Below are 25,417 nucleotides of genomic sequence, written 5' to 3'. Positions count from 1 at the left end.
TTCTAAGTTCTAAGCTCTAAGCCCTAAATCCAAGTTGATGGTTAAATATTGAAAAATTGTTCAGCGTTACTGGCCAATAACTGTTGCTTATTGCTATCGCTTAAGCTTGGCGCGGTTGTTATTAACTGGCCCATTTGTTTCTCGCCCAGCGGGAACGGGTAGTCGCTGCCAAACATTAGCCGCTCCGGCCCCATTTTTTTTACCAGTAAATCCAGCGAGTCGTGATCAAACACGGCAGTGTCTAAGAAGAAACGGTTTAAATAATGACTCGGCGGAAATTCTGATTTTCCGCGGGCGATGCTGCGGTGATGCCAGGCGTTATCTAAGCGGCCTAATAAAAAGGCGAATGAACCACCACCGTGAGCAAAACAGATTTTTAAATTACTACTGACCTGATCGAAACCACCGCCTAAAATCATCGAGACAATCGATAATTGCGTTTCTGCCGGCATGCCGACGGTCCAACCCATCATGTAGTCTTTGGTACGATTGGCCGCCATCATATCCCACGGGTGAACAAATACCGGGATATCTTCGTTGGCACAATGTTGTAAGAAGGTGAGTACGCCAGCGTCATCCATGTTTTTATCACCAACATGATTGCCAATTTGCACACCGACATGACCGCTGGCTTTTGCTCGGCTTACTTCTCTGCATGAGGCGTCAATATCTTGCAATGGCACTTGTGCCAGAGCGAATAAACGATTGTCACCCTGAGCACAAATGTCGATGGCGGCATCGTTAAACAGTTGCGCACAATATTCGGCTTGGTCGACCGGTTTGTCATAGGCAAACAAAATGGGTGTTGCCGAAATGATTTGTTTATCTACACCGTCTCTATCCATCTCTTCAAGGCGAACGCTGGCATCCCAGCAGGCTGAATAAATCGGGCGAAATTCTTTATCGCCTTTCATCAACATTGCTTTGTCTGTTTCTTTGCCCTGGTTTGGGTTTTGGCCTTTCTCTGAATTTTGTTCGTGGCGCAACCAGGGCCAGTCGTTGCCACCAAATTTTGCCGCCAGATCTTGCCAGTGCTTAGGAAAGAAATGCGAGTGAATATCTACAACTTTCATCATTAATTTGCGTCCTTGTCAGCAGCTTTTTCGCCAGTGTTTTCATTCAGAGTGACCCAGCCTTCCGGCGGCTCTTTACCCGGGTGTAACTCGCCACAAGATGGACAAGTACGAGCGGCGTCGTCTTGATAAAATGCCTGATACACTTTCGGTAAATCATCCACAATCGACTTTAACAGCACTTCTGAGCGATGCACCAAAGCAGCACAATTAAAGCAGTACCACTCAAACGCATCTTTCATCCCGGTGGGCCGTTTCGGCTCAATAACCAGGCCGATACTGCCCGCCATCGGCCGTTGTGGTGAGTGGCGCACATGCGGTGGTAAAAAGAAGATATCGCCTTCACGAATAAATACGTCTTTACATTTTCCGTCTTCAATCACCTTTAATACCATGTCGCCTTTGAGTTGATAGAAAAACTCTTCCACCGGATCATCATGAAAATCGGTGCGTTTATTTGGGCCACCAACCACGGTGACCATCATGTCGGTATCTTGCCAAATTTGCACATTGCCAACCGGCGGTTTTAATAAGTGTTTATGCTCTTCAATCCAGTGATGAAAATTAAAGGCTGTTAATTTACTCATGCTTAGTCGTCCTTGTCTTGGTTATTCGCGCCAATAAGCGGCTTGTAGGCCACGGCTTTGCATTCAATTAACAGGTGCGGGTGCGGCAATTGATGGACGGCAACGGTAGTACGAGTCGGGCCAGAAAAATCAAAGAACTCTGAATACACCTGGTTGTAGCCGGCAAAGTCATTCATATTCACCAAAAATGTGCTGATCTCAACCAGATCTTCTAAGCTGGCGCCAACGGATTGCAAAATATCGCCGATGTTTTCAAGCACCGCTCGCGTTTGTACTTTGATATCTAAATTGGTGGTACCCATTTCATCGACTCTGACCCCGGCGAAGCTGTTATCTGGCAGTCGTGAACTGGTGCCTGAGACATAAATAAAGTCACCGGCACGTTTCACGTGCGGGAATGTACCACGCGGTGTCGCTTTGCCTTTGACCACTTTTGCCTCAGACACAGAATTAGTGGTTGTGCTATTAGTGGTCGAGGTATTCGTTTTGTTGTTATTCACTGTACTGCTTTTCGTTGAATTTGAGGCCATGTTTTACTCGTCTATTTTAATGCAGATATTGGTTGGCTCAGAATAAAAACCCAGAGAATGTTTGCCACCCTCACGGCCAACACCCGATAACTTTACGCCACCAAATGGCGTTCTTAAATCTCTTAAAAACCAGGAGTTTACCCAAACGATACCGGCATCAATTTTTGGTGCTACCCGATGCGCGCGGGCGAGGTTTTCCGTCCAGATGGAAGCCGCCAAACCGTATTGGGTATTATTGGCGCGCTTGATCACTTCGCTCTCATCGTCAAAAATGGACACATGACAAATCGGGCCAAAGATTTCTTCCTGATTGGTACGGCTGTCATCGCTTAAATCGGTAATGACCGTCGGCTCAATAAAAAAACCATTTTTGCGTTCATCATTAAATGTTGGCACGCCACCGCCGGTGATAAACGTGGCCCCTTCGTCACGGGCTAACTGGTAATGAGACAATACTTTTTGCTGATGTACTTTCGACACCAATGGTCCCATAAATACCCCTTCTTCTTTCGGGTAACCAATCTTGATGCTTTCTGCCTGTTGTTTTAAGCCTTCAATAAAGCTCTGGTATAACGAACGATGGACAAATACTTTTTCGGTACACAAACACACTTGCCCGCAATTGGTAAAGGTTGAGCGGGCAACGCCGTTTATCGCTTTGTTTAAGTCGGCATCCGAAAAAATAATCGCCGAATTTTTACCGCCCAATTCAAACGATACCGGTTTAACCGTATCACTTGCCGATTTCATAATTTGCTTACCCGTACACGAGGCACCGGTAAAGGTAATGGCATCTATGCCTTGATGCGAGGTGATGGCATTGCCAACGGCTTTGCCGCGACCGAGGATAAGGTTGAATGCGCCTTTCGGTATGCCCACTTCGTCCATCACTTGCGCCAATAAAAATGCCGTCGAAGAGGTTTCTTCAGAAGGCTTTAAAATCACACTGTTACCACACGCCATCGCCGGAGCAATTTTCCAGGTGGCCAGCAATAATGGCAAATTCCACGGCGAGATTACCGCAACCACACCCAGCGGTTTGTTGACGCTATAGTTTAATGCTTTGTCGCCGTTTGGCATTTCGGTGATGAAAGTCTCACTCTCGGCAAATTTCGCCATATCGGCAAAAGTGCGAAAGTTTGCGGTGCCGCGCGGGATGTCGATGGTTTCAACCTGAAATAAAGATTTACCGGTATCATTAATTTCGGCGTCGATGAATTCCTGTTCACGCTCACTCATTCTGTCGGCAACTTTGTGCAATAGCGCACAACGCTGATTTACCGACATCGCACCCCATTCATGCTGTTGCGCATGGCGGGCACTGGCAACCGCAACATCAATAATTTCGCTATTGGCTTCTGCTATTTGGCTGATCACTGCACCGTTAACGGGGTTGATGTTATCAAAATACACACCGCTATCCATAAATTGGCCATCGACGTAGGACGTTAAAATTTTTGCTGACATGTTATATCCAATGCTGTTAGTAGGGTCTGTTGACCTTTCGAGTTCAAATTTTGTTCAACTAAGCGTCTTCTGATCGCGGCACTTGTTATGTAGCTTAGTTATTCTAAGTAAATCACTAGTAACAAAGAGCAGGAGTCGTTTAGTTGAACCCGAAGGGCAACGGTTTCTTTGGCATTTCTACCGCGTTGTCACAAGTTCAAGAAGAATAACTACGTAACACTTACTCCGCCTTGTATAAATGCCAAAGAAATCGTTGCAAAAATAAACTCCAAAGATCAACAGACCCTAGCTTGCTTCACTGGAACTCGCTCAAAGCCGAGGCTGATTATTATCCATTCACTTTAGCTTGTTTCAATCAATAACAATAATTTTAAATTTTTCATCTATTGATAAATATTATGAATGTGTTTGCATTCAAAATATCTATGCTTTACTCAAGTTTAATCAATTTATCTCTATGCACTAATTTCGCTATAGTAACGAACTAACCTATAAACTTTGTGAACAATAGAAAAATTTCTGATGCTTTATCGTAATTATGATCTAAAAAACCTGGAACGCGAATACTCGCCCAGCAGCTGCATTGACGATATCAGTGTCTATTTAAATCAATACGTAGAGCGCAGTCATAAAGCCACGCAGTTGGCGGAGCAGCAAGGCAGTGTTTTGAAAAATTTGTCGTATGGCGATAATGCCGATGAACTGCTGGACTTATTTTTACCCACTGATGGCAATACCCAAAAACTTCAGGTCTACATTCACGGTGGGTACTGGCAAGAGTTGAGTAAAGATGAGTCGTCATTCGCGGCCACTAATTTTCAACGCCACGGCTGTTATTTTGCCGTGATCAATTACTCCTTGGCACCCAATGCCACCATGACCGAAATTGTTGAGCAAAACCGGCGTGCCTTAGCCTGGCTTTTTGAAAATGCACAACGTTTAGGCTTTGATTGCAATGAAATTTATTTGTCGGGTAGCTCTGCCGGGGCACATTTGGCGATGATGATGCTACAAACCCATTGGCCTGACTACCTTAATAGTGCACAAGCTATGGGCAAAAGTAATTTAGTCAAAGGGGTTTGTGCGGTAAGCGGTATTTATGATATTGAGCCTATCGCCTTAACTTACATCAACGAGCCGTTACAACTAAGTACTGAAGACATTGAAAATTTCAGTCCGCTGCGCCATGACGTCATTAACCATTGTCCGATCATTCTTGCTTACGGAGAACACGAAACGGCAGAGTTTAAACGGCAAACCGCGGCAATTTCGGCGTTGCTGTTAGAGGATGTATTTGAAATTCCAGAGCGCAATCATTTTGATGTGATTGTCGATTTAGCTGACGATGACAGCTGGCTTTGTCAGCAAGTCTTTCAACAAATGGCTGTTGTTTAATACCAATTTGATTAAAAATGAACAGATATTTAATCAAATTGGTATAGCCACCAACTTTAGCGGCTTTAAGATTGCGCTATTTTTACGCGAATTTTATTCTTTGCTACTCTGGTTTCATGCAAGGCTGAAATGGCTGATTTCGCTTCCGCTTCATTTGGCATTTCAACAAAAGCAAAACCTTTCGATTTAGCCGTTTCCTGATCTAATACTAAGTTACACTCGTTGACTGAGCCATGAGCAGAAAATAAAATACGGATTTCTTGTTCCGTGGTCGAGCGCGAAAGGTTGCGAACTAAAAGTTTCATAATGAACCATGTGTTTTTAAAGTAGATGCGAATTATCGCAATATAACTGATCTATACCAAGTTATTTATTTTTATAATCTGCACTTTGTTTGTTAACGCCAAACTGCCGGTACATCTACGCTTGGCTTTTCGCTGAATGTTGTTTCAATATTTTACTCAGTGCTTTTGCCTGTTTGGCAATTTTGCCTTTGTTCGAATAAACAATATGCCAGTAAATTTTTAATCCATCTTCGCCCAACTTGGTGGTTTGAATTTGTTTTTTGCTAATGTACGGGGCGATTAACTGTTTCGTCATGATGGTTAAACCCATGTTCGCTTTAATAAATTCAATAATGGCTTCATTAAAACCCACTTGCAGTACCTTTTTCGGAATAATGTTTTTCGGCTTAAAAAACAATTCATATTCTCGGTCTTTTTCCGGTACGGTGGAGTTGGTGATATAAGTTTGACTGGCAAAATCTTCGGCGGTTAAAAACTTATGTTTGGCGTATTGATGTTGCGGTGATAAACACGCCATCAACTCATCTTGCAAGATAAAAATTGCATCATAAGCCGTTTCATCAATTGACAGTTTCTTGTTTGCCGAAGAGATCATCGCGATATCAATATCGCCATTATACAGGGCACTTAATGGCAGTTGCTGGGCGTTGGCCGATATTTCCAGTTCGGTATTGGGGTAGTCCTGGTGAAAATAAGCCACCACATTGGGTAACCAATTAAAGGATGCATAGTGGGGCAGGCCAATACGGATCACTTGTTCAACACCATCGGATAATCTGGCGATGTCGTGCTCGCATCGTGCTAACTCCTCAAGAATTTTATTGGCCGAATGCAATAGCCGCTTGCCGGAACTGGAGATCACCAGCTTGCGGCCCCGGCGAATAAACAATTCAGTATTTAAACGGCGTTCCGCTTCTCTGATGCGGTTGGTTAATGCTGGCTGAGTGATAAACAAAGCTTCAGCCGCTTCTTTTACCGTTTCTGACTCAGCAATGGTGCTGATCATTTTTAAATGACTAATATTAAGTTGGCTCTTGGCGATATTCATTCATCGATCCGCTATTATTTTATGATTTGTTATATTCAAAAGTTGAATCATTTTACCCAATTAATTCAATTATTGTTATTTATGAGAATAAAGTAAAGTAAGCAATAGCTCTTAATCAGGGAAATAACAGCAATGAAACAACAACGGTTAGAAGAACTCGCCGCCGAGCTTTATCAGGCCAAGCAACAACGCCAGACTGTGGCACCGATCAGCGAGCGCGAACCTGACTTTACCGTCGAGGATGCTTATCAAGTATCGTTGGCATTTTTACAGCATAGGCTAAATGCCGGTGAAAAAGTGATTGGTAAAAAAATCGGCCTCACCAGCAAAGTTGTGCAAGATATGTTAGGGGTACATCAGCCGGACTTTGGTTTTTTAACCGATAACATGATCTATCGTTCCGGTGACAGCATTAAATTCAGCAAAGAGTTGATCCAGGCAAAGTCGGAAGGGGAAATCGCCTTTATTCTAAAAGCCGACTTGGTTGGCCCAGGCGTAACCCCTGCAGATGTGTTGCAGGCTACCGAAAGTGTCGCTGCCTGTTTTGAAATTGTTGACTCACGCATTCGCGATTGGCAGATAAAAATTCAGGATACCGTTGCCGATAACGCCTCCTGTGGCATTTTTGTGCTCAGCGACGAGCGCGTGGCGCCGCAGCAGGTCGATTTTGAAAACTGTAAAATGGTGATCAAAAATAACGGTGAAGTTATTGCGCAAGGACAGGGCTCGGCGGCATTAGGCTCGCCGTTAAATTGTGTCGCCTGGTTAGCCAATGCCTTAGGTGATTACGGCGTATCGTTAAAGGCTGGCGACATTATTTTGTCTGGCTCGTTAGCGGCAATGATCCCTTGCAAAGCCGATGATCAAATGACCATGGAAATTACCGGTATCGGTAGTGCATCTTACCAGTTTGTCGAATAGGCAGCGGCTATATACAACTATTATGACGAGTATAAATGATGATTAATAAAATAAACGTGGCGCTGATTGGCTCAGGTAATATCGGTACCGACTTAATGATAAAAGCGTTGCGCAGTGACACCATTAATCCGCTGTGGATGGTGGGTATAGAGCAAGCCTCAGATGGTTTGCAACAAGCCAGAGCAGCGGGATTAAAAACGACTCATTTAGGCGTTGATGGCTTAATGGATCACATTGACCGCGATAATATTAAAATCGCTTTTGATGCCACTTCTGCTTATGTACACGGTGAAAATAACGCGAAATTGCAAGCCAAAGGGGTAAAGGTTATTGATCTGACGCCTGCTGCCATTGGACCATATTGTGTACCGCCAGTAAATTTGGCTGAGCATGTCAACGCCGACGAAGCCAACGTAAATATGGTGACCTGCGGTGGTCAGGCGACCATCCCTATCATTGCCGCGATCAGTCGCGTGCAAGCGGTAGATTATGGTGAGATAGTTGCTACCATAGCGTCAAAGTCGGCCGGGCCGGGCACCCGTAAAAACATCGATGAGTTTACCCGTACCACAGCAGGTGCCATTGAAAAAATTGGTGGGGCGAAACAGGGCAAAGCCATTATTGTGATGAATCCGGCTGAGCCACCGTTAATGATGCGCGATACCGTACATTGTTTGACTACCGATATTCCGGATCAGCAAGCCATTACCGAGTCGGTATTGGCCATGGTGAGTGAGGTGAAAAAATATGTACCGGGTTACACCTTAAAAAATGGCCCGGTATTCGATGGCAACCGGGTGTCGGTATTTCTCGAAGTGGCAGGCTTAGGCGATTATTTACCTAAATACGCCGGTAATCTCGATATTATGACTGCGGCCGCGTTACGCACCGGTGAAATGATAGCTATGCAAATGCAAGCTGGGCAAACGAGCGCGAAGCAAAGCAATTCAAGGAAAGAGCAATGAATATCAATGGTAAACATATCACCCTGCATGACATGTGTTTACGCGATGGCATGCACGCTAAACGCCATCAAATCAGCTTAACGGAAATGGTCACCTTAGCTACCGCATTAGACGATGCCGGCGTACCCTTAATTGAAGTCACCCATGGCGATGGTTTAGGCGGCGCTTCGGTAAATTATGGTTTTCCGGCCCATAGCGATGAAGAATATTTATCCACGGTGATACCGCTGATGAAGCAAGCGAAAATTTCCGCCTTGTTATTGCCTGGTATCGGTACCGTAGATCACCTGCGCATGGCTCATGAGCTCGGAGTGAATACCATCCGGGTGGCGGCGCAATGTACCGAAGCCGATGTGACCGAGCAACATATTTCCCTTTCACGAAACTTGGGGTTAGACACCGTTGGCTTTTTAATGATGGCGCATATGCTTGAGCCAAAACAGTTATTAGCGCAAGCCAAATTGATGGAAAGTTACGGTGCTAACTGTATTTATTGTACCGATTCATCCGGTTATATGTTGCAAGACGATGTGTATCAGCGCATCGCGGTGTTGCGCGATGGCTTAAAAGCGGAAACCGAAATTGGTTTTCACGGCCATCATAATCTTGCTCTCGGCGTTGCTAACTCGTTGTCGGCAGTAGCAGCCGGAGCAAACCGGATTGATGGCTCAGCGGCAGGACTAGGCGCAGGTGCGGGCAATACGCCATTAGAAGTGTTTAATGCCATTGCCACTCGTATGGGCGCAACCACCGGTGTCGATGTGTTTAAATTGATGGCGGCTGCCGAAGAAATCGTGGTGCCGATGATGGAGCAACCGATCCGCGTCGACCGTGATTCTTTAGTACTGGGTTATGCCGGCGTCTATTCATCGTTTTTATTGCATGCCAAAAGAGCGGCTAAAAAATACGGAGTGCCGTCAGAAGAAATACTGATGGAGCTCGGCCGTTTGAAAACCGTAGGCGGGCAAGAAGATATGATTGAAGATGTGGCACTGAACCTTAGTAAAAACTCAAAGTAACAACTGATTGTTACTTTGAGTCGTTATTATTTTGTTGTTGAATCGCCCAAAGCTTGGCGTAGATCCCAGCTTTGGCAATCAATTCGTCATGGTTACCCATTTCGGCGATAACGCCTGAGTCCATTACGATAATTTTATCGGCATCGACTATGGTGGATAGCCGGTGCGCAATGACCATGCTGGTAACGCCTTGTGACAGCTCTTTTAACGCGGTCATTATCGCTTGTTCTGATTTGCTGTCCAGTGAGGATGTCGCTTCATCAAACACCAAAATCGGTGGTTTTTTCAAAATTGTTCTGGCAATGGCTACCCGCTGCTTTTCTCCGCCGGAAAGCTTCAGGCCGCGTTCGCCAACCATAGTGTTCACCCCATCCGGTAAAGACTGGATAAACTCGTCCAGATGGGCGAGTTTAATCGCATGTAACACTTCATCATCGCTTGCCCCTTGTTTGCCATAACGGACATTTTCGAGAATGTTATCGTTAAACAGCACAGTGTCTTGCGGCACAATGCCAATGGCACGGCGTAACGATTTAAAGGTAAGATCATTGATATTCTGACCATCAATAGTGATAGCGCCTGAGTTTACATCATAGAAGCGAAATAACAGCTTTACTAAAGTCGATTTGCCGCCGCCGCTGGCGCCAACGATGGCCAGTTTCTCACCGGGTTTTATGTCGAAATTCACATTTTTCAAGATGGCCCGGTCTTGGTGGTAATGAAAACTAACGTTGTTAAATTCGACTTTGCCCTGACTAACCATTAAATTACTGGCATCTTCTTTTTCCACCACCTTTGGCGCAATGGCCAATAAATTAAACATCAATTCAATATTGGCCAGTGACCCCTTCATTTCTCGATAAACAAAGCCAAGAAAATTTAATGGAATGAATATTTGCATCATAAAGGCATTAATTAACACGAAATCGCCGAGCGTCATGCTGCCATTGGCCACTTGCATTGCCGCTAAAACCATCATTGCCGTCATCGAGGCGGCAATGATAAAAGCTTGTCCGCCATTTAACACAAATAACGATAATCGGTTTTTGCGCTTGGCAATTTCCCAGTCGGCCAATTCGGTATCATAGCGCTGTGCTTCATAATCTTCATTGGTAAAGTATTTGGTGGTCTCATAATTAATTAAGCTGTCTATCGCCTGCGAGTTGCTGGCGGAGTCGGCTTTATTGGCCATACGAACAAAATTGGTGCGCCATTCTGTGGTTTTGATTGAATAACCGACATAGGCAACAATGGCCAAAAGGGTAATGGCGGCAAAGTTAATGCCGTAATTGAAAAACAGGATGAAAATCACCAGGCCGATTTCCAATAGGGTTGGAATGATATTGAAAACCATGAAACGCATTAAAAAGTTAATGCCGGTAGTACCTCGTTCAATATCTCTGGACAGGCCGCCGGTGCGTCGGTTTAAGTGAAATTCAAGATCGAGTAAATGCAGATGCTTAAATACCCTTAGGCCAATGCGGCGGATTGCCCGCTCGGTTACTCGGCCAAATAAGGTGTCGCGAATTTCGCCAAATAACACATTGGAAAAACGCACAAAGCCATATGCTATGACTAATGCAATCGGGGCGGCAATTAAGGCCGCAGCGTTATTATTTGCCGTATCTAAGTCATCGACGATGAACTTTAAAATGAACGGCAAGCCGACACTGGCCAGTTTTGCCAATATCATAAAAGCTAAAGCTAGAAATACTCTTTTCTTATATTCGAACACATAAGGTAAAACATATTTTATGATGTGCCAGTTAAAGCCCTCAGCTTCAGTATTGACGTGGTGATGAGTTCGCATAGAGTATACCAAGTTGATTAAATATCTGCTCATTTTTAATGGTTAAAACGAATAACTACGGCTTTATAAAATTGATAAGTAGAATAACTACTTACTAAATTTTATGCATTGTATTTATCCGTTTTTCCTCATGAAAAAGTAGATCACATACTTAATCAAATTGGTATTAATAAATCAGCAAGCGGTAACCAGATGATAACCAATCTGTGGTTATCGATCTAACGTTTGCTGAAATAAAACGCGATATCAGTTTATTTTTAGTGAAATGCAAAAAACTGAATTATCTTAATTGCATGAAAATTCCTTCTGAAAAGCTGAGATAGAAAAATAAATTTCCCCTAAAAATTATTCACTTTTAGTGAATTTAATTGTTGTTTCTTCATTCTGCCTGGCCTCATTCAAGCTCGGCCTTTAAATGGTTTGACCAGTTATTTGCACGGGCTGTAGCCACATTTTACATTATTGCGCAAAGGTACAAGCTGCTGTTTTTTATGCGGTTTTTTGATTCGTTTTAATGTGTCTTGTTGTGGATATTTGTTTACGGCTTGTTAATTTTAAGTTATTTATATTTTAACGAGTGCGGTTTACAGCATTTCATTTCTGCTTTAGTTTTTTATCCCTCTGCAACAAAAACAGCAAAAGCAACAATCCAAATAACACAACCACAAATAAAAAAAAGATAGTAAAGGAATATTGATGAATTTTAATAAAACCCCGATCGCCACATTCATTGGTGCGGCGCTTGCCACTGCCGCTTTAGGCGTTTCAGCCAGCCCAAGCGCCAGTAATTTACAGTCATATCACGCCACAGAAAATATCAACTCAACAGTGAATCGACTGGTAAAGCCAAAGCAACAAGCAAAAATGACTGCTTCAGCCAGTGGTATGCGTAACAATTACGATGCACAACTGGGCAAAACAACGTTCCAATGGGCCGCGAAAGATCAGGCGCCAGCCAACATTGGCAGTATTGCCAAAGAACACCAATTAAGCTTTGCCGCTAACCACTATTTGGCACAGCTTACCGGTATGTCAGCGAAAAAACAGGGCGCTTTAGCTGCTGTTTTAACCAGTGTTCACGATCGTGGGCATGGCGGCAAAATTGCGAAATTTAAGCAAGAGCTAAATGGCGTAGAAGTGTTTAATCGCGAATATAATGTGATGATGGATGCCGATTTTAACTTGGTGGCTTCTTCCGGTTATTTCGCTAGCCTTACTGCTGTTGCAGATGCAAAATCTCCTAAGTTCGTTGGTCTGGCCTTTGGTGATGCCACTAGCGCGATTAGCAGTGCTTTTGCGGCCATGGGCGGCAATAAAAACTCGGTAGAGTTAAGTGAAGTGAGAACCGCGGGTAAATATACCAGCTATAAAGCCGTATCATCAGACAAATACCAAATATTAGGCGAACCGCGAACTAAGCAAGTTTACTTTGAAAGTAAAGGCAAACTGGTAGCCGCTTATTATATCGAAATCGAAGCGGCTGATAGCGACAGCGTTGATTCCAATTATTTCAGTTTTGTTATCTCGGCCGACAGTGGCAAAGTATTGGTTAAGCATAACTTAACCGTGGCAGACTCTGATTTTAGTTATCGGGTGTATGCCGACGAAGACGGGATGAACAAACCTTGGCAAGGACCACACGGTAAAGTGATCCCGGCGGAAAGTGTCGATCAAATCGATACCAGCATTTACCTTGATGCCCCGTTAGTCACCTTGGCATCTGGCCCTATCAGTACCCAAGATGCATGGTTGGCTATTGATGCCACTACCACGCAAGGCAATAACGTAAATGCCTATGTCGATGCTATCTCACCGGATGGCTTTAGCAACGGTGATTATACGGCAACCCTAACCAGTGCCAACACTTTTGATTATAAATACGATGAGACGAAAGCTGAAAGCTCTAAAGTTAACCGTCAAGCGGCAATCGTCAACCTGTTTTATCTGAATAACTACTTGCACGATGAATTTTATGATCATGGTTTTGATGAAGCTGCGGGCAACGCTCAAGCCGATAACTTTGGTAGAGGCGGCGTTGGCGGTGATGCGCTGTTAGCCGAAGTGCAAGATAATTCCGGCTTTAATAATGCCAACATGTCTACCCCTGCCGATGGTGTTTCACCAACGATGCAAATGTACTTATGGGACAGTAAAGATGCGGTTAATGGCGAAGATTATGGTCTAAATGTAACTTCTCATGAAGACCTTGGCATGATTGATGTAGTTCAGCGTTCATCCTTTGGTCAAGGCCAGTTTGATATCCAGGGCGATGTGATTCGAATCGATGATGGCTTCGATGTTGCCAACGATGGCTGTGAAGCGGCGGTTAATGGTGATGAGTTGCAAGGAAAAATTGCTTTAATCGATCGCGGTGCCTGTAATTTTACCTTAAAAGTGCTGAATGCCCAAAATGCAGGCGCCATTGGCGTACTTATTGCCAATAATAACGACGATGGTACGCCGGCGCCAATGGGCGGCAGTGACGATTTGGTTACTATTCCTAGTGTCGGCATCACCTTTGCGGACTGTAAGGAAATTGATGACAAGTTAGCGTTAGATGAAACTGTCTCTGTGGCAATGTTTAACGACAAGCCATTTAAAGCGAGTTCTTGGGATAACGCAATTGTCGCCCATGAGTGGGGTCATTATATCAGTAACCGTCTAGTGGGTGATGGTGCGGGGTTAATTAACCAACAAGGTCGTTCAATGGGCGAAGGTTGGGGGGATTTCCACGCCTTGTTGTTGATTTCTGAAAAAGATGACGCCTTAATTGCCGGCAATGAGTTATTCCAAAAACCTTATGCGGCAATAACCTATGTAGATTCGTTCTATTCTGGGATCCGTAATTATCCATACAGCACCGACATGGAAACGAATCCGCTAACATTTGCAAACGTGATGATGGGCAACGGTACCAGTGAAGACCAGTATGGTGAAGCTGAAGTACATGACGCCGGTGAACCTTGGGCGGCAATGCTTTGGGACAGTTACGTAGCATTGATCAATGATGAGCGTCATTCCTTTGACGAAGCACGTAGTTTGATGATGGATTATTTGGTTGCCGGTTATAAAATGACGCCGGTAGCGCCAACGTATACCGAAGCTCGTGATGCGCTTTTAGCGGCGGCATATGCCAATGATGCTGAAGATTACCAACTGATTCTGGCAGCGTTTGCTCGTCGCGGCATGGGCCTTGGCGCGGTATCGCCAGAGCGATTCTCAACCGATCATGCTGGTGTGATTGAATCAAATCTAACTGAATTTTCTGAGTTTGCGGTTAATCAGCATAATTTGAACGTGAATTATGAGGGCTTTACGTCCGGCTACTGTTCAAATGACAGTGTTTTGGATAAGGGTGAAACCGGTACGGTTAGCTTTACCATCAACAATAGCGGTAGTGAAGTGCTCAGTGGTTTAGTCGGTCAAGTGGAAGTGGTGAGTGATCACGATGTGACTTTTGCCAATGATGGACTGGTTACATTTGCCGACCTTGACCTATATGCCTCCTCTACCAGTGCTCCGCTTGAATTCACCTTGAACGATGCGGCAACGGCTGATCAATTAGAGTTAAAAATAACTTTCCCTGAGGTTGCCGAAGGCACTCAAGCTCCGGAAGAATACATGGTTTCTACCCTGGTAAACTTTGATTTTGAATCAAGAGCACCAGTGGCCAATCAAAGTACCGATAACATGGAAACCACCTCGTTATTTGTCGATTGGCAAGAAAACGTGATGGTTGGCGATGAATTCGCGCAAGGTACACAAAGTTATGATGACGGCGGCAACGTCGGTTGGTTTGCCTCATTCGGTTACGATTTAGGTGCGCAAACGATGTACCTGAACAATAATGACTTTCAGTCAGACGTAGCGGTGGAAACGGCAACGTTTGAAGTTGGCTACGGTGGCGACTTTAGCATGTCCTTCTGGCACTTCTATGGCATAGAAGCTGATTGGGATGGCGGTGTTGTTGAGATCAGCATTAACGGTGATGAATGGGTTGATGTTACATCCGTCGGCGGCACCTTTGACGTTGGTTACGATGGCGAACTGATTGAGAATGATGCCCAGGCCTTGACTGAGCGTATGGTGTTCACTGGTCGTAACAATAGCAATGGCTGGGGCAACATGGAACGGGTTAATTTTGGTAACGCGCTAAATGGTAATGAAGTGAAACTGCGCTTTAGAATAGCCTCAGATTTGTATGCGGCAGATTATGGCTGGTGGATTGATAATGTGACCTTTACCAACATTCAATCATCAGTATTCTCTGATGTTATTGCTGGCGATACTAATGCCTGTGATAACCGCTTGCCTTACCTTACTGTTGCCAACGACTATGAGGTAAACGAAGGAGAGGACGCAACGTTAACGGCTACTGCCAGCGATCCAAATGGTGATGAGCTAACGTATAGCTGGACCCAGGTATCGGGTACTGCTGTGACATTAGCGGCGGCTGACAGTGCCAATGCAACCTTCACCGCCCCTGAGATAGCATCTGGCAGCGAAGCGCTAGTGTTTGAACTTAGCGTTGATGACGGTAGCGATACTGTTAGCCAGCAACTAACGGTTACCGTACAAGATGTCGCGGTTGTCGAGCCTGAGCCAGAGAAGAAATCTAGCAGTGGTGGTACTACCGGATTGTTAGCGTTGCTATTATTACCGCTGGCGATATTGCGTCGTCGTAAGTAATTTGACCCGGTTGGCGGGGTTTCAACCTCGCATTGATTTTTCGCGAGACTAAAGTCCCACCAACCAATACTAACCCGGTTGGCGGGGTTTCAACCTCGCATTGATTTTTCGCGAGACTAAAGTCCCGCCAACCCGGTTTTTTCAAAGGAGGAATATATGGTAAAAAAAATCGCGACACTTTTGGCGTTAACTATCGCGATTAGCGCTTGCTCTGAAATGACAGAGTCGAATGATGAATCCACAAGTTCTGCAGATAACACTCAAACTCAAAAAACAGTCAACAGTGCGACTGAAATTACTGCTCATCCAGCAAAAGACAAAACTGAGCCCTCGCTGGCAATAGATAAGCCGCGCTCAGTCACTATCAATAATAAAAAATTTCAGGCCAATAGCATTATTCAGCCAGGCGCCAGAGTATTGAACTTGCTCATGGGAGAGTTTGGTCGGGTGAAAGGCAGTTTTGTGGTGACAACAAAAGAGCAAATGCTGGTCGACAGCGACAATTCTCTGTTGGCAACTATCAATGTTATTGCAGCAAACACTTACCGAATAACTCCACAAAAAAAGACCAACTTTATGGAGTTTTATCAGCAACTACAAAATGATAAGCGCTTTCGCTTAGTTGAAATGGAAATAGATTACAGCCCGGTCAGCACCGCGGAAACTTTTTAATAATAGCTATCTTCATGGTTATGAATTTGTGGGTCATCAATAATTTCCTCGATACCCACTTCGATAGCGTGATTATCCATTAAATCATTTAAATACACAGTTTGCGTGGCGCCATCAACCCAAGTCACGGTACCACTGCCTTTGTGCGTGCCACAAACCATACCAAGACGAATTTTGTCAAGATCCATATTACCTCCTTTAAGTTAAAGTTAATTGCACAAAATATAGACAGTGTTATGGGTTTTTAGTTCAAGTTTGTTCATCGCAAACGGCATAAATTAGCTGCCATTGATATACATCAAAGCGCCTTTCTGGTGATTGTTTATATTAATAGGCTGGTAATACTGACAAAAAATAAAGCCATGCTTAATACGATTGATACCATAACCAATGCTCTCGCGACTTATACCGTGTCGGTACGCGGCAAGAGCAAAGCTGAGCCGATACAGCAGTATTTAGCTCGAAATTTTAGTGCTCTGCCGTTGAGCCAAATAGAAAGTGTGTTTGGTTTCGTTGAACGTTCAACTTTATACGGTGGCCGCATTTTTGAACGGCCGCAACTCTCAACTGCTGATGTGCTCTGGCTTAATAACAACGGCATTGGCTTGCGCATGCCGTTAACCAATCATTTTGCCGATAAAGCGGAATACATTAAAACTACCTTAATGTTAAAAAAATACCATCACCCGCTGAATTCAGTGATCTGTACTAATGATGATTTGGCTGTTTGGATAAAAGCTGAATTTCCCCATTTTGATATTGAAGCCAGCGTGATTAAAAATTTGAATAACTTGCGGCAAATTGATGAAGCGTTAGAAATATACGATACCGTGGTGCTACCTATGACCGCAAATGACGATGACCAACTTCTCGATGCCATCCCTGATAAAAGCCGGATCCGGTTATTTGCCAATGCCGGCTGTGCTTATACTTGTCCGGCAAAAATTTGCTATAAATCGATCTCGAAAATGAACAAGTTTAACGGTGGCGAATTTAAATGTTCGCAACCGATAAAAATGCGTGACTCTATGGGCATGATTGATTTTGATTTGCAGCGTTTGCAGGACAAAGGCTTCCACAAATTTAAATTGCTCAGGGCTAGATTAGGAAATCAAACAGGCTATTAACACAAAGCGTTTAAAAAAAACGAGGAAGAATGTAGGTTTGGTCGGTTATGGACTGTGACTAATGCCCAAAACACAGCTCGAACTCGCTCCGGTAACGGCAGGTAAATTGCCGCTAATGTTGTGCTCAAAAGCATAAGCTAACCAGGCAAACACCACGGCTTCTAAGCTGTCGTTATCTATCCCCAGAGATGTGGCTGAACTCACTTTATGGTTATTTGCGAGCTGGCCGATTTCGGCCATCAATTTAGGATTGTTGGCGCCGCCACCACAGATGATCACCACACCAGACTGACTGATTTGGGCTACCGTGTTGGCGATGCTTGTTGCGGTTAATGTCAACAAGGTTGCCTGCACATCTTCAGCGGCGATGGTGACATTACTCAGATAGTTGTTTAACCAGTCTAAATGAAAGTATTCCCGGCCAGTACTTTTCGGCCAGGATTGAGAAAAGTAAGGGTCATTTAGCATCGCCGCTAACAAGGATGGGTTTACTGCACCACTATTTGCCCAGCGGCCATCCATATCTATGCCTTGCGGGTCATCATCATGATTGCTTCGATACCAGTCATCAAGCAGGGCATTGCCAGGGCCAATGTCAAAACCTAACACCGCTTGCGTTTTAGAGTTTGATATGGGGCTTGGTAGATAGGTAATATTGCTGATGCCACCAATATTTACCACGCATACATCCCTGTTATCATCAGCAAATATAGCTTGATGATATGCTGGCACTAACGGCGCTCCCTGGCCACCAAGGGCGATATCTTTTTCTCTAAATTTACCAATCACCTTAATCCCGGTTAAACAAGCTAAGGTTTGACTACAGCCAATTTGCAGGGTAAATGGTTGGGAAAAATTGGGCCGGTGACGAATTGTCTGGCCATGATTACCAATGGCGCTGATGTCTGCTGGCGTTAATGATTGTTGTTTTAAAAACTGCTGGACAGCGGCGGCAAATTTTGTTGCCAGCAACTTATCCAATACACCCATTTGGTCAATCTCATTATTGCCAGGTGTGTATAAAGCGGTTATTTGTTGCCGGGTGTCAGCATCAAACGCCTGAAAATAAGAGGCAACCAGCTGGTGCGGAGTTTGGCCGAAATCAACCAGTGCCAGATCGATGCCATCGGCACTGGTTCCTGACATCAGGCCAAGGTAAAACTTGGCCGTGAGGTTATTCGGCAATGGTGCTAACCGCAGTATCCGTAGCGGCTAAGAATGCTTGCTTGGAGCCTTCGAGCTGGCTGATCATATTGTTGGCAACCAGGCTGAATTCCGCTTTGTATTTTTTATCAATCGGCAATGCATCCGGTAATTTAACCGTACGCGGGTTGCGATGCACCCCATTTAATAAGAATTCATAGTGCAAATGTGGCGCCTGCGATAACCCGGTGGAGCCGACATAGCCAATCACTTGACCTTGTTTAACCCGCGCACCTTTTTTTACGGCGCGTTTTGAAAAGTGCAGATATTTGGTCACGATGTTATTGGCGTGTTGAATAAACACGTAATTGCCATTGTACTTATTAAAAGTTGCGGCAATAACCCGGCCATTACCGGCGGCTTTAACCGGAGTGCCTTGCGGCGCGCGATAATCAACACCATTGTGAGCTTTTACCCGTTTTAATATCGGGTGATAGCGTTTTGGCTTAAAACTTGAACTGATGTATTGGAAGCTCACTGGCGCGCGTAAGAACGATTTACGCATACTGTCGCCATTGGCCGCATAATACTCGCCATCTTTAAAGCGAATGGCCTTGAAGGTTTCGCCCTGATTACTAAATTCTGCCGCTAAAATATTGCCATGGCCAACAAAATCGCCATCGACGTACTGGTTTTCAAACATCACGGTAAAACTGTCGCCCTCACGAATATCCAGGGCAAAGTCAATATCCCAGCCAAATACATTGGCCAAATTCATCGTTTGGTTATTGCTTAACCCCGACGCTAACGCCGCACTCCAAAAGTTACTGGTAATTTGCGCCTGGGCGTAGTCGATACGAGTTTCTATTTGTTTTTGTTCAACGCTACTGCTAAAGCCGGTATCCGTTTTATTGACTATGAGCGTGTCGGTTAACGACATTTGGTATTTTAATTTAATTAAATCACCGTCATCATTGCTGGCAATGTTAATTTCATCGCCCACTTTTAATGAACGCAGGTTTTTGCCTGCTGCGGTGTTATCAACGGCATAGGTTGTTGCGGCACTAAAACCAAAGCGCTTAAATATTTTCCCCAGAGAATCACCACTTTTCACGATTGCCGTTTGCCAGGAAATCTGTTCCGCCTTAACTGCAGCAACTTCAGGCTCTGCTATTTGCGTTTCTTCAGGAATGTCTAATTGGTAAATTTTACCAACTTCGATTGCCGATTTAGTATTGTTACGGCTTGCAGATGCCTTTTCTGAAGGAAAAACCAACAAAATGAGTAAAAAAAGGCTGCAACCACTGATCAACACCTGGTGTTTTTTGGGGAGGTCTAAAAATATATTTTTTAATTTAATCAATGTGTTACTGCTATATGTTGTTGTGATCACTAGTTTTCTAGGATCAACTATAGCAAAAAAACCAAAAAACTCACAACCCTAGGGTTCCCACAAGCCGCCTATTTGCAGTAGAATTCCCTGATATTTATGAGAATTAGCGAAAATTAAAGGCGAAAAAATGACCGATATTGAGCAAGCGTTTGCCGAAATTAAACGTGGCGCAGAAGAGATATTGCTTGAAGATGAATTGTTAGCAAAGTTAAAAACTGGCAAACCGTTAAAAATTAAGGCAGGTTTTGATCCAACCGCCCCTGATCTGCATTTAGGTCACACGGTACTGATTAATAAGATGCGTCAGTTTCAGCAATTAGGTCACGAAGTTATCTTCCTTATCGGTGATTTCACCGGCATGATCGGCGACCCTACCGGCAAAAATGTTACCCGCAAGCCGTTAACTGAAGTCGACGTATTAGCCAACGCCGAAACTTATAAAGAACAAGTATTCAAAATTTTAGACCCCGCCAAAACTCGCGTTGAATTTAACTCAACCTGGATGGAAAAATTAGGCTCTGCCGGCATGTTAAAGCTTGCATCGCGTCAAACCGTGGCACGAATGATGGAGCGTGATGACTTTAAAAAGCGTTTTAAAGAAGGCCAGTCTATTGCCATACATGAGTTTATGTATCCACTGGTACAAGGTTGGGATTCGGTCGCGTTAGAGTCGGATGTAGAGCTTGGTGGCACCGATCAAAAATTCAACTTGCTGATGGGCCGAGAATTGCAAAAAGGCGAAGGTCAACGTCCACAAACCGTATTAATGATGCCATTGCTTGAAGGCCTGGATGGTGTGCAAAAAATGTCTAAATCATTAGGCAACTACATTGGCATTACCGACAGTCCGAACGATATGTTTGGTAAAATCATGAGTATTTCTGATGTGTTAATGTGGCGTTATTACGATTTACTAAGCTTTAAACCGATTGCTGAAATTGAAGGCTTTAAAACGAAAATTAGCGAAGGCGCTAACCCTCGTGATATTAAAATTGAATTGGCAAAAGAGCTTATTGAGCGTTTCCACAGTAGCGATGCAGCAACTGCCGCGCATCAAGAGTTCATCAATCGTTTCCAAAAAGGTGCGATGCCAGATGAAATCGATGAGAAGGCGGTTTCTACTGAAGGTGGTGAAATTGCCATTGCTAATTTATTAAAAGATGCGGGCTTAGTCGCCAGTACTTCCGAAGCGATGCGCATGATCAAACAAGGTGCGGTTAAAATTGATGGTGAAAAAGTTAGCGACAATAAATTACAATGCCAATCCGGCACGGTTGCGGTTTATCAGGTTGGCAAGCGCAAGTTTGCCAAAGTTACTCTGACTTAAGCAATTAGCTCAGCCTTAATAAATAACAATTTTAAAGCCAGTATTTATAGCAAGCGACATAAATACTGGCTTTTTTATGTCGTTATGGCTTAAAGTTAAATAATTGAAATCTTGCAAAATCTAATACATGATCACTAAAAACAATATCCTGCTTTATTTAGCCACTATCGCCACTGCGGTGTTGCTCTTAGCCTGTACTTCAAATATTGACACTGACTACAATAATAAATTTGATTTTACTCAGGTCAAGAGTTATGGCATTTTTCCGCGCGAATCAAAGTTTACCGAGTTGCAAAGAATGAGTGACTTTCAACGCAACCGAATAGAATTGGCGATTGAAAATCAAATGGACAGCCAGAATTTTGAATATAAAAACTTCGAACAGGCTGACGTTATCGTCACTTACTTCCTGGTGGGAACCAGCTTAGGTGAATTGCAAACATACAATAAAGGGGTGATGGCCTGTTTGGCTTGTAGTCAAAAAGAACAAGCGACTTTAAATGCCGGAATTCGTCGTTCAATGTTGGTTATCGACATCTTGGACAGTGACAAAAAGCGTTCCGTTTTTCGTGGTTTCATCAAGGTAAATATCAAAGAAAAAAATACCAGCGAAGAAAATCAGGCGGAAACAGTGCAAGCGGTAAAAGAAATTTTATCGCAATTTCCACCGATACAATGATCACATATTTAATTCGAGGGTGAACTTCGAATTATCATCGATGATAAACTTTCGCTATGCATGCTATTTATCCATTTTTGCTGATGAAAAAGTAGAGCACATAGATAATCAAATTGCTATAATTCCGCCATAATGAAAGAAAAAAATTACAGGCAATTTAATGACACTTCCAAATGATGAAAACGGTTCGGTTTTAGCTGAAATGCAAGCGGCAGGTATCGACTTGTCACAACCGATTATTGTTGAATTTTTTCAGTTATTTGAGCAGCAAGAAAATGCCAATGCCCTGGCTCAACATTTAACCGATAGCGAGATGGACGTTAAAGTGAATGTCCACCCGGATCAAACGCCAAACGTTTGGGATGTAGACTGTCAAATTGAAATGATCCCAAGCTATGACAATATCATTGCTATGGAAGAAACCTTTGAACAGTTAGCGAGAAAATTTGACGGTTACAACGATGGTTGGGGCGTTCATTATGCATAAAACGTTTCGGTACCAGTTTCGGTTCACGGATTAATAAAATGGTGAGCAAGGAGGTAAAAAATATCGCCACTACATACTCGGTTTGCACCGGCCAAAACACTGGAGCACCTAAAATGATGTCTCTGATTGTCCCACCACCGACAGCAGTAACGGCGGCTAGAACCATCACCCCAAATGGGTCTAAACAATAGCGTCCGGCCAATAATGCTCCGGACAAAGCAAAGACTATGACCCCAAAAATATCGGCAAAATAAATAAACGTACTTATTGGGTTGTCACTAGGTACCATGGCTTAAACTCTGTTACTGCTTGTTGCTCACTGTCGGCAAATTGGCTGCTTGCCAACCATTCATATCACCAGATAGGTGACTTACTTTGTGAAAACCACTGTCTTGCAATAGCTTAATAGCGATCCCCGCCCGACGTCCTGAGCGGCAGTAAACTATGATGTTTTTATCTTTGTATTGCGCAATCGATGACATTTTATCGCCCAGCTGAAGATGGGAAATATTGACCGCACCCTCGATATAGCCGGCTTGATATTCCTCATCACTGCGTACATCGAGTAATAACCATTGTTCATTAGTTTGCTGCATGCTCAGTAACTGCTGCTGCTCGACTTCAGCAGGTAATGCGGCAATATCTGGCTGATTAGCACAAGCCGATAACCACGCCATAAATAGTAAAGCTAGACATTTTTGAAACATTGAAGCTCCTGATTATAAACTGATATATGCTCAATATAGCCTAAACTATTACCAAAACGAAAGTTAACTTAATGATTTACCTTTTAAATCATTTAACATATTGATCACCAGCTTAGAAGAATTCACTGACGCGGTTTCTAAATAGGCTTCAAATGAGGTTGGTGATTCTTTACCGGCAATATCACTCATTGAGCGAATTACCACAAACGGCAACTTAAACTGGTGACAAGTTTGGGCAATTGCCGCACCTTCCATTTCAACGGCGGCCATGGTGGGGAAATTTGCTCGTGCTTTGGCAATATCGTCATCTTTGGTCATGAAGGTATCGCCGGTGGTAATTAACCCGGTTAAGGTTTTAATAGCCGCTAATTTATCGATGCCTGATTGTGCTGCGGTAACTAAGGTTGGGTGTGGCAGAAATGCTGCCGGCATGCCCGGTAGCTGACCAATTTCGTAGCCGAACGCGGTAACATCTACGTCGTGATGACGAACTTCTGCGCTGATCACGATATCACCCACTTTTAACGATTGTTCAAAGCCACCCGCAGAGCCGGTATTGACGATGTAATCTGGGCCATACTTTTCAATCATTAGCGCTGTTGCCAACGCTGAGGCAACTTTACCGATACCAGACTGCACTAAGACCACGTCTGTGCCTTCTATTTGACCGGTAAAAAACGTGTAACCGGCATGTTGTTGTTCAGCGAAGTTTTGCAGTTTTGCCTTTAAAATTGCCACTTCCGGCTCCATTGCGCCGATAATACCTGCTTTCATTAGTGCTACTCTTAGGTTGGTAAAATATTGCCGCAATTATAGAGCTAAATTCTGGCAATTACATTAAATAATATTGGCGTCTGGTTTAATAATAAATGGGTTGGTCATGTTTGGGGATATGGATCAAGTTTAGGTTGGCTTGTCGTGCTCGGTTTACTGCCAGCTGGCTGGCCGAAGCTAAACTGATCAGCGTACCTACGTTGGCAATTATCGCTTTGTGGACTAATTCAACGGAGCAACGGCTGGTGACTAAGAACGCCAATTCACCCGTTGGCTGTGTATTCATTTGTAGTTTGCAACCGATTAGCTTATCTAAGGCATTGTGTCGGCCAATATCTTCTCGACAGGCGATTATTTTATTATTCTGCAATAAAAATGCGGCGTGCATAGCGCCAGAACTTTGGCCTTGTGTTTGCCAGGCTGATAATTGTTGTTTTAATGCCAATACACTGGCTGAGTCTGGAGCTTTGCTGCGGATTAACGGCGTCAGCTTTGGCATTGCCTGTGCCAGTGAAATGACGCCACAGATACCACAGCCGCTATTGCCTTGAGTTTGTCTACCCGCCGCTTGCAATTTTGATAAACATCGATTGGCAATTTGCACGTTTACGATGGCAGTGAGCTCTGCAGCATTGATGCGGATGTCGATGTCGTGAATATCATAACTATTGACAATCACTCGTTCGCTGAACAAAAAACCAAAGGCAAAATCTTCAAGGTCGTTCGGGCTTAACATCATCACCGCATAGTCAATATTATTGATGGTGATCGCCACTGCGTACTCTTTTACCAGCAGCTTGGTATTCGATAGATCGGCTAAATGTTTTTCCATAATCTCAAGCGTTGTTGCCATTATACCAAGTTAACTGATTATCTGCTTATTGGCAGACAAATCGAAATCGATAATAAAGTGGGGACTGTTGAGCCATTGTAGCATTAAAACCGGCAGAAAAATGCCGTCAGGAATTTTTCGATATCTGTTGATATCTGAAGCTGTTTATCAGCAAACATCGCCGGGTCTTCTGCCGTCGACAGAATATCGTGATGCCTCGCCCGCAACCTGCACTATCGCTCTTTAATATAGGCAGTTAGAGCAATTTATTTTATCTTATTTTGACATATTAATTTTTTTCTGCAGAGCGGATACGGCCACATCATCGCTCACTGATTATCTTTAACCGAGCATTGATCCTCGCTCTGTTGCATATAGTTGACTGAAAATGCAGATCATTATTCTAATGGCGTGATTTATGCTTGCTAGTGTTTGCAATTTCGAATTGGATCAAAGCAAGCAAGGTT

Annotated in this window: 24 protein-coding genes; 10 read left to right on the top strand and 14 right to left on the bottom strand. The window is 43.8% G+C overall.

The window, feature by feature from the left end; translation table 11 throughout:
• Nucleotides 1–41: 41 nt before the first annotated feature.
• The 4 genes from ND16A_RS13560 to ND16A_RS13575 are packed head-to-tail and all read right to left on the bottom strand — an operon-like array spanning nt 42 to nt 3,657.
• Nucleotides 42–1,076 (bottom strand): amidohydrolase family protein, encoded by a 1,035-nt coding sequence (locus tag ND16A_RS13560; protein ID WP_033076719.1) that lies wholly within the window; start codon nt 1,074–1,076, stop codon nt 42–44.
• A complete protein-coding gene (locus ND16A_RS13565) occupies nt 1,076–1,660 on the bottom strand; it encodes a 3-hydroxyanthranilate 3,4-dioxygenase (protein ID WP_052072922.1) in 585 nt (194 codons plus the stop codon). Before ND16A_RS13565 ends, ND16A_RS13560 begins: the two co-directional genes overlap by 1 nt.
• Before the next feature lie 2 nt (nt 1,661–1,662).
• Nucleotides 1,663–2,190 (bottom strand): RidA family protein, encoded by a 528-nt coding sequence (locus ND16A_RS13570; protein ID WP_081945492.1) that lies wholly within the window; start codon nt 2,188–2,190, stop codon nt 1,663–1,665.
• A 3-nt stretch (nt 2,191–2,193) separates the two neighbouring features.
• Nucleotides 2,194–3,657 (bottom strand): 2-hydroxymuconic semialdehyde dehydrogenase, encoded by a 1,464-nt coding sequence (locus ND16A_RS13575; RefSeq protein WP_033076718.1) that lies wholly within the window; start codon nt 3,655–3,657, stop codon nt 2,194–2,196.
• A gap of 522 nt (nt 3,658–4,179) precedes the next feature.
• Here ND16A_RS13575 and ND16A_RS13580 point away from each other — a divergent pair.
• Entirely contained in the window at nt 4,180–5,052 is an 873-nt protein-coding gene (locus tag ND16A_RS13580) for an alpha/beta hydrolase (protein WP_033076717.1), read from the top strand.
• A gap of 65 nt (nt 5,053–5,117) precedes the next feature.
• Here the strand turns inward: ND16A_RS13580 and ND16A_RS13585 are convergent, their stop codons facing one another.
• Together ND16A_RS13585 and ND16A_RS13590 are read right to left on the bottom strand one after the other, a co-directional pair.
• Nucleotides 5,118–5,357: an RNA recognition motif domain-containing protein gene (locus ND16A_RS13585; protein WP_033076716.1), complete on the bottom strand. Its 240-nt coding sequence runs from the start codon at nt 5,355–5,357 to the stop codon at nt 5,118–5,120.
• Between the two features lie 115 nt (nt 5,358–5,472).
• On the bottom strand, nt 5,473–6,405 hold the full coding sequence (locus ND16A_RS13590; protein WP_033076715.1) for a LysR family transcriptional regulator: 933 nt from the start codon (nt 6,403–6,405) through the stop codon (nt 5,473–5,475).
• A 132-nt stretch (nt 6,406–6,537) separates the two neighbouring features.
• Between ND16A_RS13590 and ND16A_RS13595 the strand changes: the two genes are divergently transcribed.
• Genes ND16A_RS13595 through dmpG form a run of 3 tightly spaced genes read left to right on the top strand, consistent with a single transcriptional unit; the run spans nt 6,538 to nt 9,310 of the window.
• Entirely contained in the window at nt 6,538–7,326 is a 789-nt protein-coding gene (locus tag ND16A_RS13595; protein ID WP_033076714.1) for a fumarylacetoacetate hydrolase family protein, read from the top strand.
• A 38-nt stretch (nt 7,327–7,364) separates the two neighbouring features.
• A complete protein-coding gene (locus ND16A_RS13600) occupies nt 7,365–8,291 on the top strand; it encodes an acetaldehyde dehydrogenase (acetylating) (protein ID WP_033076760.1) in 927 nt (308 codons plus the stop codon).
• Nucleotides 8,288–9,310: a 4-hydroxy-2-oxovalerate aldolase gene (gene dmpG / locus ND16A_RS13605; protein WP_033076713.1), complete on the top strand. Its 1,023-nt coding sequence runs from the start codon at nt 8,288–8,290 to the stop codon at nt 9,308–9,310. The genes ND16A_RS13600 and dmpG overlap by 4 nt, the downstream gene beginning before the upstream one ends.
• Before the next feature lie 10 nt (nt 9,311–9,320).
• Here dmpG and ND16A_RS13610 read toward each other — a convergent pair whose 3' ends face one another.
• A complete protein-coding gene (locus ND16A_RS13610; protein WP_033076712.1) occupies nt 9,321–11,120 on the bottom strand; it encodes an ABCB family ABC transporter ATP-binding protein/permease in 1,800 nt (599 codons plus the stop codon).
• A 696-nt stretch (nt 11,121–11,816) separates the two neighbouring features.
• Here ND16A_RS13610 and ND16A_RS13615 point away from each other — a divergent pair.
• Nucleotides 11,817–15,809 carry a rhombosortase-dependent M36 family metallopeptidase gene (locus tag ND16A_RS13615; protein WP_033076711.1) on the top strand — a complete coding sequence of 1,331 codons (3,993 nt, stop codon included), beginning with the start codon at nt 11,817–11,819 and terminating at the stop codon, nt 15,807–15,809.
• Nucleotides 15,810–15,965: 156 nt separating this feature from the next.
• Nucleotides 15,966–16,481, top strand: a complete 516-nt coding sequence (locus ND16A_RS13620; RefSeq protein WP_033076710.1) for a hypothetical protein — start codon at nt 15,966–15,968, stop codon at nt 16,479–16,481.
• On the opposite strand, the gene ND16A_RS13625 is transcribed toward ND16A_RS13620, so the two are convergent.
• A complete protein-coding gene (locus tag ND16A_RS13625) occupies nt 16,478–16,669 on the bottom strand; it encodes a hypothetical protein (RefSeq protein WP_033076709.1) in 192 nt (63 codons plus the stop codon). The genes ND16A_RS13620 and ND16A_RS13625 overlap by 4 nt on opposite strands.
• Before the next feature lie 174 nt (nt 16,670–16,843).
• Between ND16A_RS13625 and ND16A_RS13630 the strand changes: the two genes are divergently transcribed.
• Nucleotides 16,844–17,608 carry a hypothetical protein gene (locus tag ND16A_RS13630; RefSeq protein ID WP_033076759.1) on the top strand — a complete coding sequence of 255 codons (765 nt, stop codon included), beginning with the start codon at nt 16,844–16,846 and terminating at the stop codon, nt 17,606–17,608.
• A 45-nt stretch (nt 17,609–17,653) separates the two neighbouring features.
• Here ND16A_RS13630 and ND16A_RS13635 read toward each other — a convergent pair whose 3' ends face one another.
• A complete protein-coding gene (locus ND16A_RS13635; RefSeq protein ID WP_052072921.1) occupies nt 17,654–18,793 on the bottom strand; it encodes an anhydro-N-acetylmuramic acid kinase in 1,140 nt (379 codons plus the stop codon).
• A complete protein-coding gene (locus ND16A_RS13640; RefSeq protein WP_235281990.1) occupies nt 18,783–20,144 on the bottom strand; it encodes a peptidoglycan DD-metalloendopeptidase family protein in 1,362 nt (453 codons plus the stop codon). Before ND16A_RS13640 ends, ND16A_RS13635 begins: the two co-directional genes overlap by 11 nt.
• A 127-nt stretch (nt 20,145–20,271) precedes the next feature.
• Between ND16A_RS13640 and tyrS the strand changes: the two genes are divergently transcribed.
• The 3 genes from tyrS to ND16A_RS13655 all read left to right on the top strand — a co-directional run bounded on the left by tyrS (nt 20,272) and on the right by ND16A_RS13655 (nt 22,637).
• The gene (gene tyrS, locus ND16A_RS13645; RefSeq protein WP_033076708.1) at nt 20,272–21,471 is read left to right on the top strand and encodes a tyrosine--tRNA ligase; all 1,200 of its coding nucleotides are present in this window, start codon (nt 20,272–20,274) and stop codon (nt 21,469–21,471) included.
• Nucleotides 21,472–21,598: 127 nt separating this feature from the next.
• Nucleotides 21,599–22,150 (top strand): DUF4136 domain-containing protein, encoded by a 552-nt coding sequence (locus ND16A_RS13650; RefSeq protein WP_033076707.1) that lies wholly within the window; start codon nt 21,599–21,601, stop codon nt 22,148–22,150.
• Nucleotides 22,151–22,310: 160 nt separating this feature from the next.
• A complete protein-coding gene (locus ND16A_RS13655) occupies nt 22,311–22,637 on the top strand; it encodes a ribonuclease E inhibitor RraB (RefSeq protein WP_033076706.1) in 327 nt (108 codons plus the stop codon).
• On the opposite strand, the gene ND16A_RS20550 is transcribed toward ND16A_RS13655, so the two are convergent.
• The 4 genes from ND16A_RS20550 to ND16A_RS13670 form a co-directional block, all read right to left on the bottom strand.
• Nucleotides 22,561–22,926 (bottom strand): trimeric intracellular cation channel family protein, encoded by a 366-nt coding sequence (locus ND16A_RS20550; RefSeq protein WP_152593812.1) that lies wholly within the window; start codon nt 22,924–22,926, stop codon nt 22,561–22,563. The two genes, ND16A_RS13655 and ND16A_RS20550, sit on opposite strands and share 77 nt — an antisense overlap.
• A gap of 13 nt (nt 22,927–22,939) precedes the next feature.
• Complete coding sequence (locus ND16A_RS13660; protein WP_052072920.1) at nt 22,940–23,344, bottom strand: rhodanese-like domain-containing protein; 405 nt, start codon at nt 23,342–23,344, stop codon at nt 22,940–22,942.
• 63 nt (nt 23,345–23,407) lie between these two features.
• Nucleotides 23,408–24,118: a 5'-methylthioadenosine/S-adenosylhomocysteine nucleosidase gene (mtnN, locus tag ND16A_RS13665; protein WP_033076705.1), complete on the bottom strand. Its 711-nt coding sequence runs from the start codon at nt 24,116–24,118 to the stop codon at nt 23,408–23,410.
• A gap of 85 nt (nt 24,119–24,203) precedes the next feature.
• A complete protein-coding gene (locus ND16A_RS13670; protein ID WP_052072919.1) occupies nt 24,204–24,971 on the bottom strand; it encodes a formate dehydrogenase accessory sulfurtransferase FdhD in 768 nt (255 codons plus the stop codon).
• Between the last annotated feature and the right edge of the window lie 446 nt (nt 24,972–25,417).

It is taken from the genome of Thalassotalea sp. ND16A, assembly GCF_000764205.1.
Taxonomy (GTDB): Bacteria; Pseudomonadota; Gammaproteobacteria; order Enterobacterales; family Alteromonadaceae; genus Thalassotalea_A.
This window is presented reverse-complemented; position numbering and strand designations above follow the sequence as displayed.

Coding starts and splice junctions, on each gene's coding strand:
- ND16A_RS13560 (WP_033076719.1), bottom strand. CDS start 1,076: ATGATGAAAGTTGTAGATATTCACTCGCATTTCTTTCCTAAGCACTGG.
- ND16A_RS13565 (WP_052072922.1), bottom strand. CDS start 1,660: ATGAGTAAATTAACAGCCTTTAATTTTCATCACTGGATTGAAGAGCAT.
- ND16A_RS13570 (WP_081945492.1), bottom strand. CDS start 2,190: ATGGCCTCAAATTCAACGAAAAGCAGTACAGTGAATAACAACAAAACG.
- ND16A_RS13575 (WP_033076718.1), bottom strand. CDS start 3,657: ATGTCAGCAAAAATTTTAACGTCCTACGTCGATGGCCAATTTATGGAT.
- ND16A_RS13580 (WP_033076717.1), top strand. CDS start 4,180: ATGCTTTATCGTAATTATGATCTAAAAAACCTGGAACGCGAATACTCG.
- ND16A_RS13585 (WP_033076716.1), bottom strand. CDS start 5,357: ATGAAACTTTTAGTTCGCAACCTTTCGCGCTCGACCACGGAACAAGAA.
- ND16A_RS13590 (WP_033076715.1), bottom strand. CDS start 6,405: ATGAATATCGCCAAGAGCCAACTTAATATTAGTCATTTAAAAATGATC.
- ND16A_RS13595 (WP_033076714.1), top strand. CDS start 6,538: ATGAAACAACAACGGTTAGAAGAACTCGCCGCCGAGCTTTATCAGGCC.
- ND16A_RS13600 (WP_033076760.1), top strand. CDS start 7,365: ATGATTAATAAAATAAACGTGGCGCTGATTGGCTCAGGTAATATCGGT.
- dmpG (WP_033076713.1), top strand. CDS start 8,288: ATGAATATCAATGGTAAACATATCACCCTGCATGACATGTGTTTACGC.
- ND16A_RS13610 (WP_033076712.1), bottom strand. CDS start 11,120: ATGCGAACTCATCACCACGTCAATACTGAAGCTGAGGGCTTTAACTGG.
- ND16A_RS13615 (WP_033076711.1), top strand. CDS start 11,817: ATGAATTTTAATAAAACCCCGATCGCCACATTCATTGGTGCGGCGCTT.
- ND16A_RS13620 (WP_033076710.1), top strand. CDS start 15,966: ATGGTAAAAAAAATCGCGACACTTTTGGCGTTAACTATCGCGATTAGC.
- ND16A_RS13625 (WP_033076709.1), bottom strand. CDS start 16,669: ATGGATCTTGACAAAATTCGTCTTGGTATGGTTTGTGGCACGCACAAA.
- ND16A_RS13630 (WP_033076759.1), top strand. CDS start 16,844: ATGCTTAATACGATTGATACCATAACCAATGCTCTCGCGACTTATACC.
- tyrS (WP_033076708.1), top strand. CDS start 20,272: ATGACCGATATTGAGCAAGCGTTTGCCGAAATTAAACGTGGCGCAGAA.
- ND16A_RS13650 (WP_033076707.1), top strand. CDS start 21,599: ATGATCACTAAAAACAATATCCTGCTTTATTTAGCCACTATCGCCACT.
- ND16A_RS13655 (WP_033076706.1), top strand. CDS start 22,311: ATGACACTTCCAAATGATGAAAACGGTTCGGTTTTAGCTGAAATGCAA.
- ND16A_RS20550 (WP_152593812.1), bottom strand. CDS start 22,926: ATGGTACCTAGTGACAACCCAATAAGTACGTTTATTTATTTTGCCGAT.
- ND16A_RS13660 (WP_052072920.1), bottom strand. CDS start 23,344: ATGTTTCAAAAATGTCTAGCTTTACTATTTATGGCGTGGTTATCGGCT.
- mtnN (WP_033076705.1), bottom strand. CDS start 24,118: ATGAAAGCAGGTATTATCGGCGCAATGGAGCCGGAAGTGGCAATTTTA.
- ND16A_RS13670 (WP_052072919.1), bottom strand. CDS start 24,971: ATGGCAACAACGCTTGAGATTATGGAAAAACATTTAGCCGATCTATCG.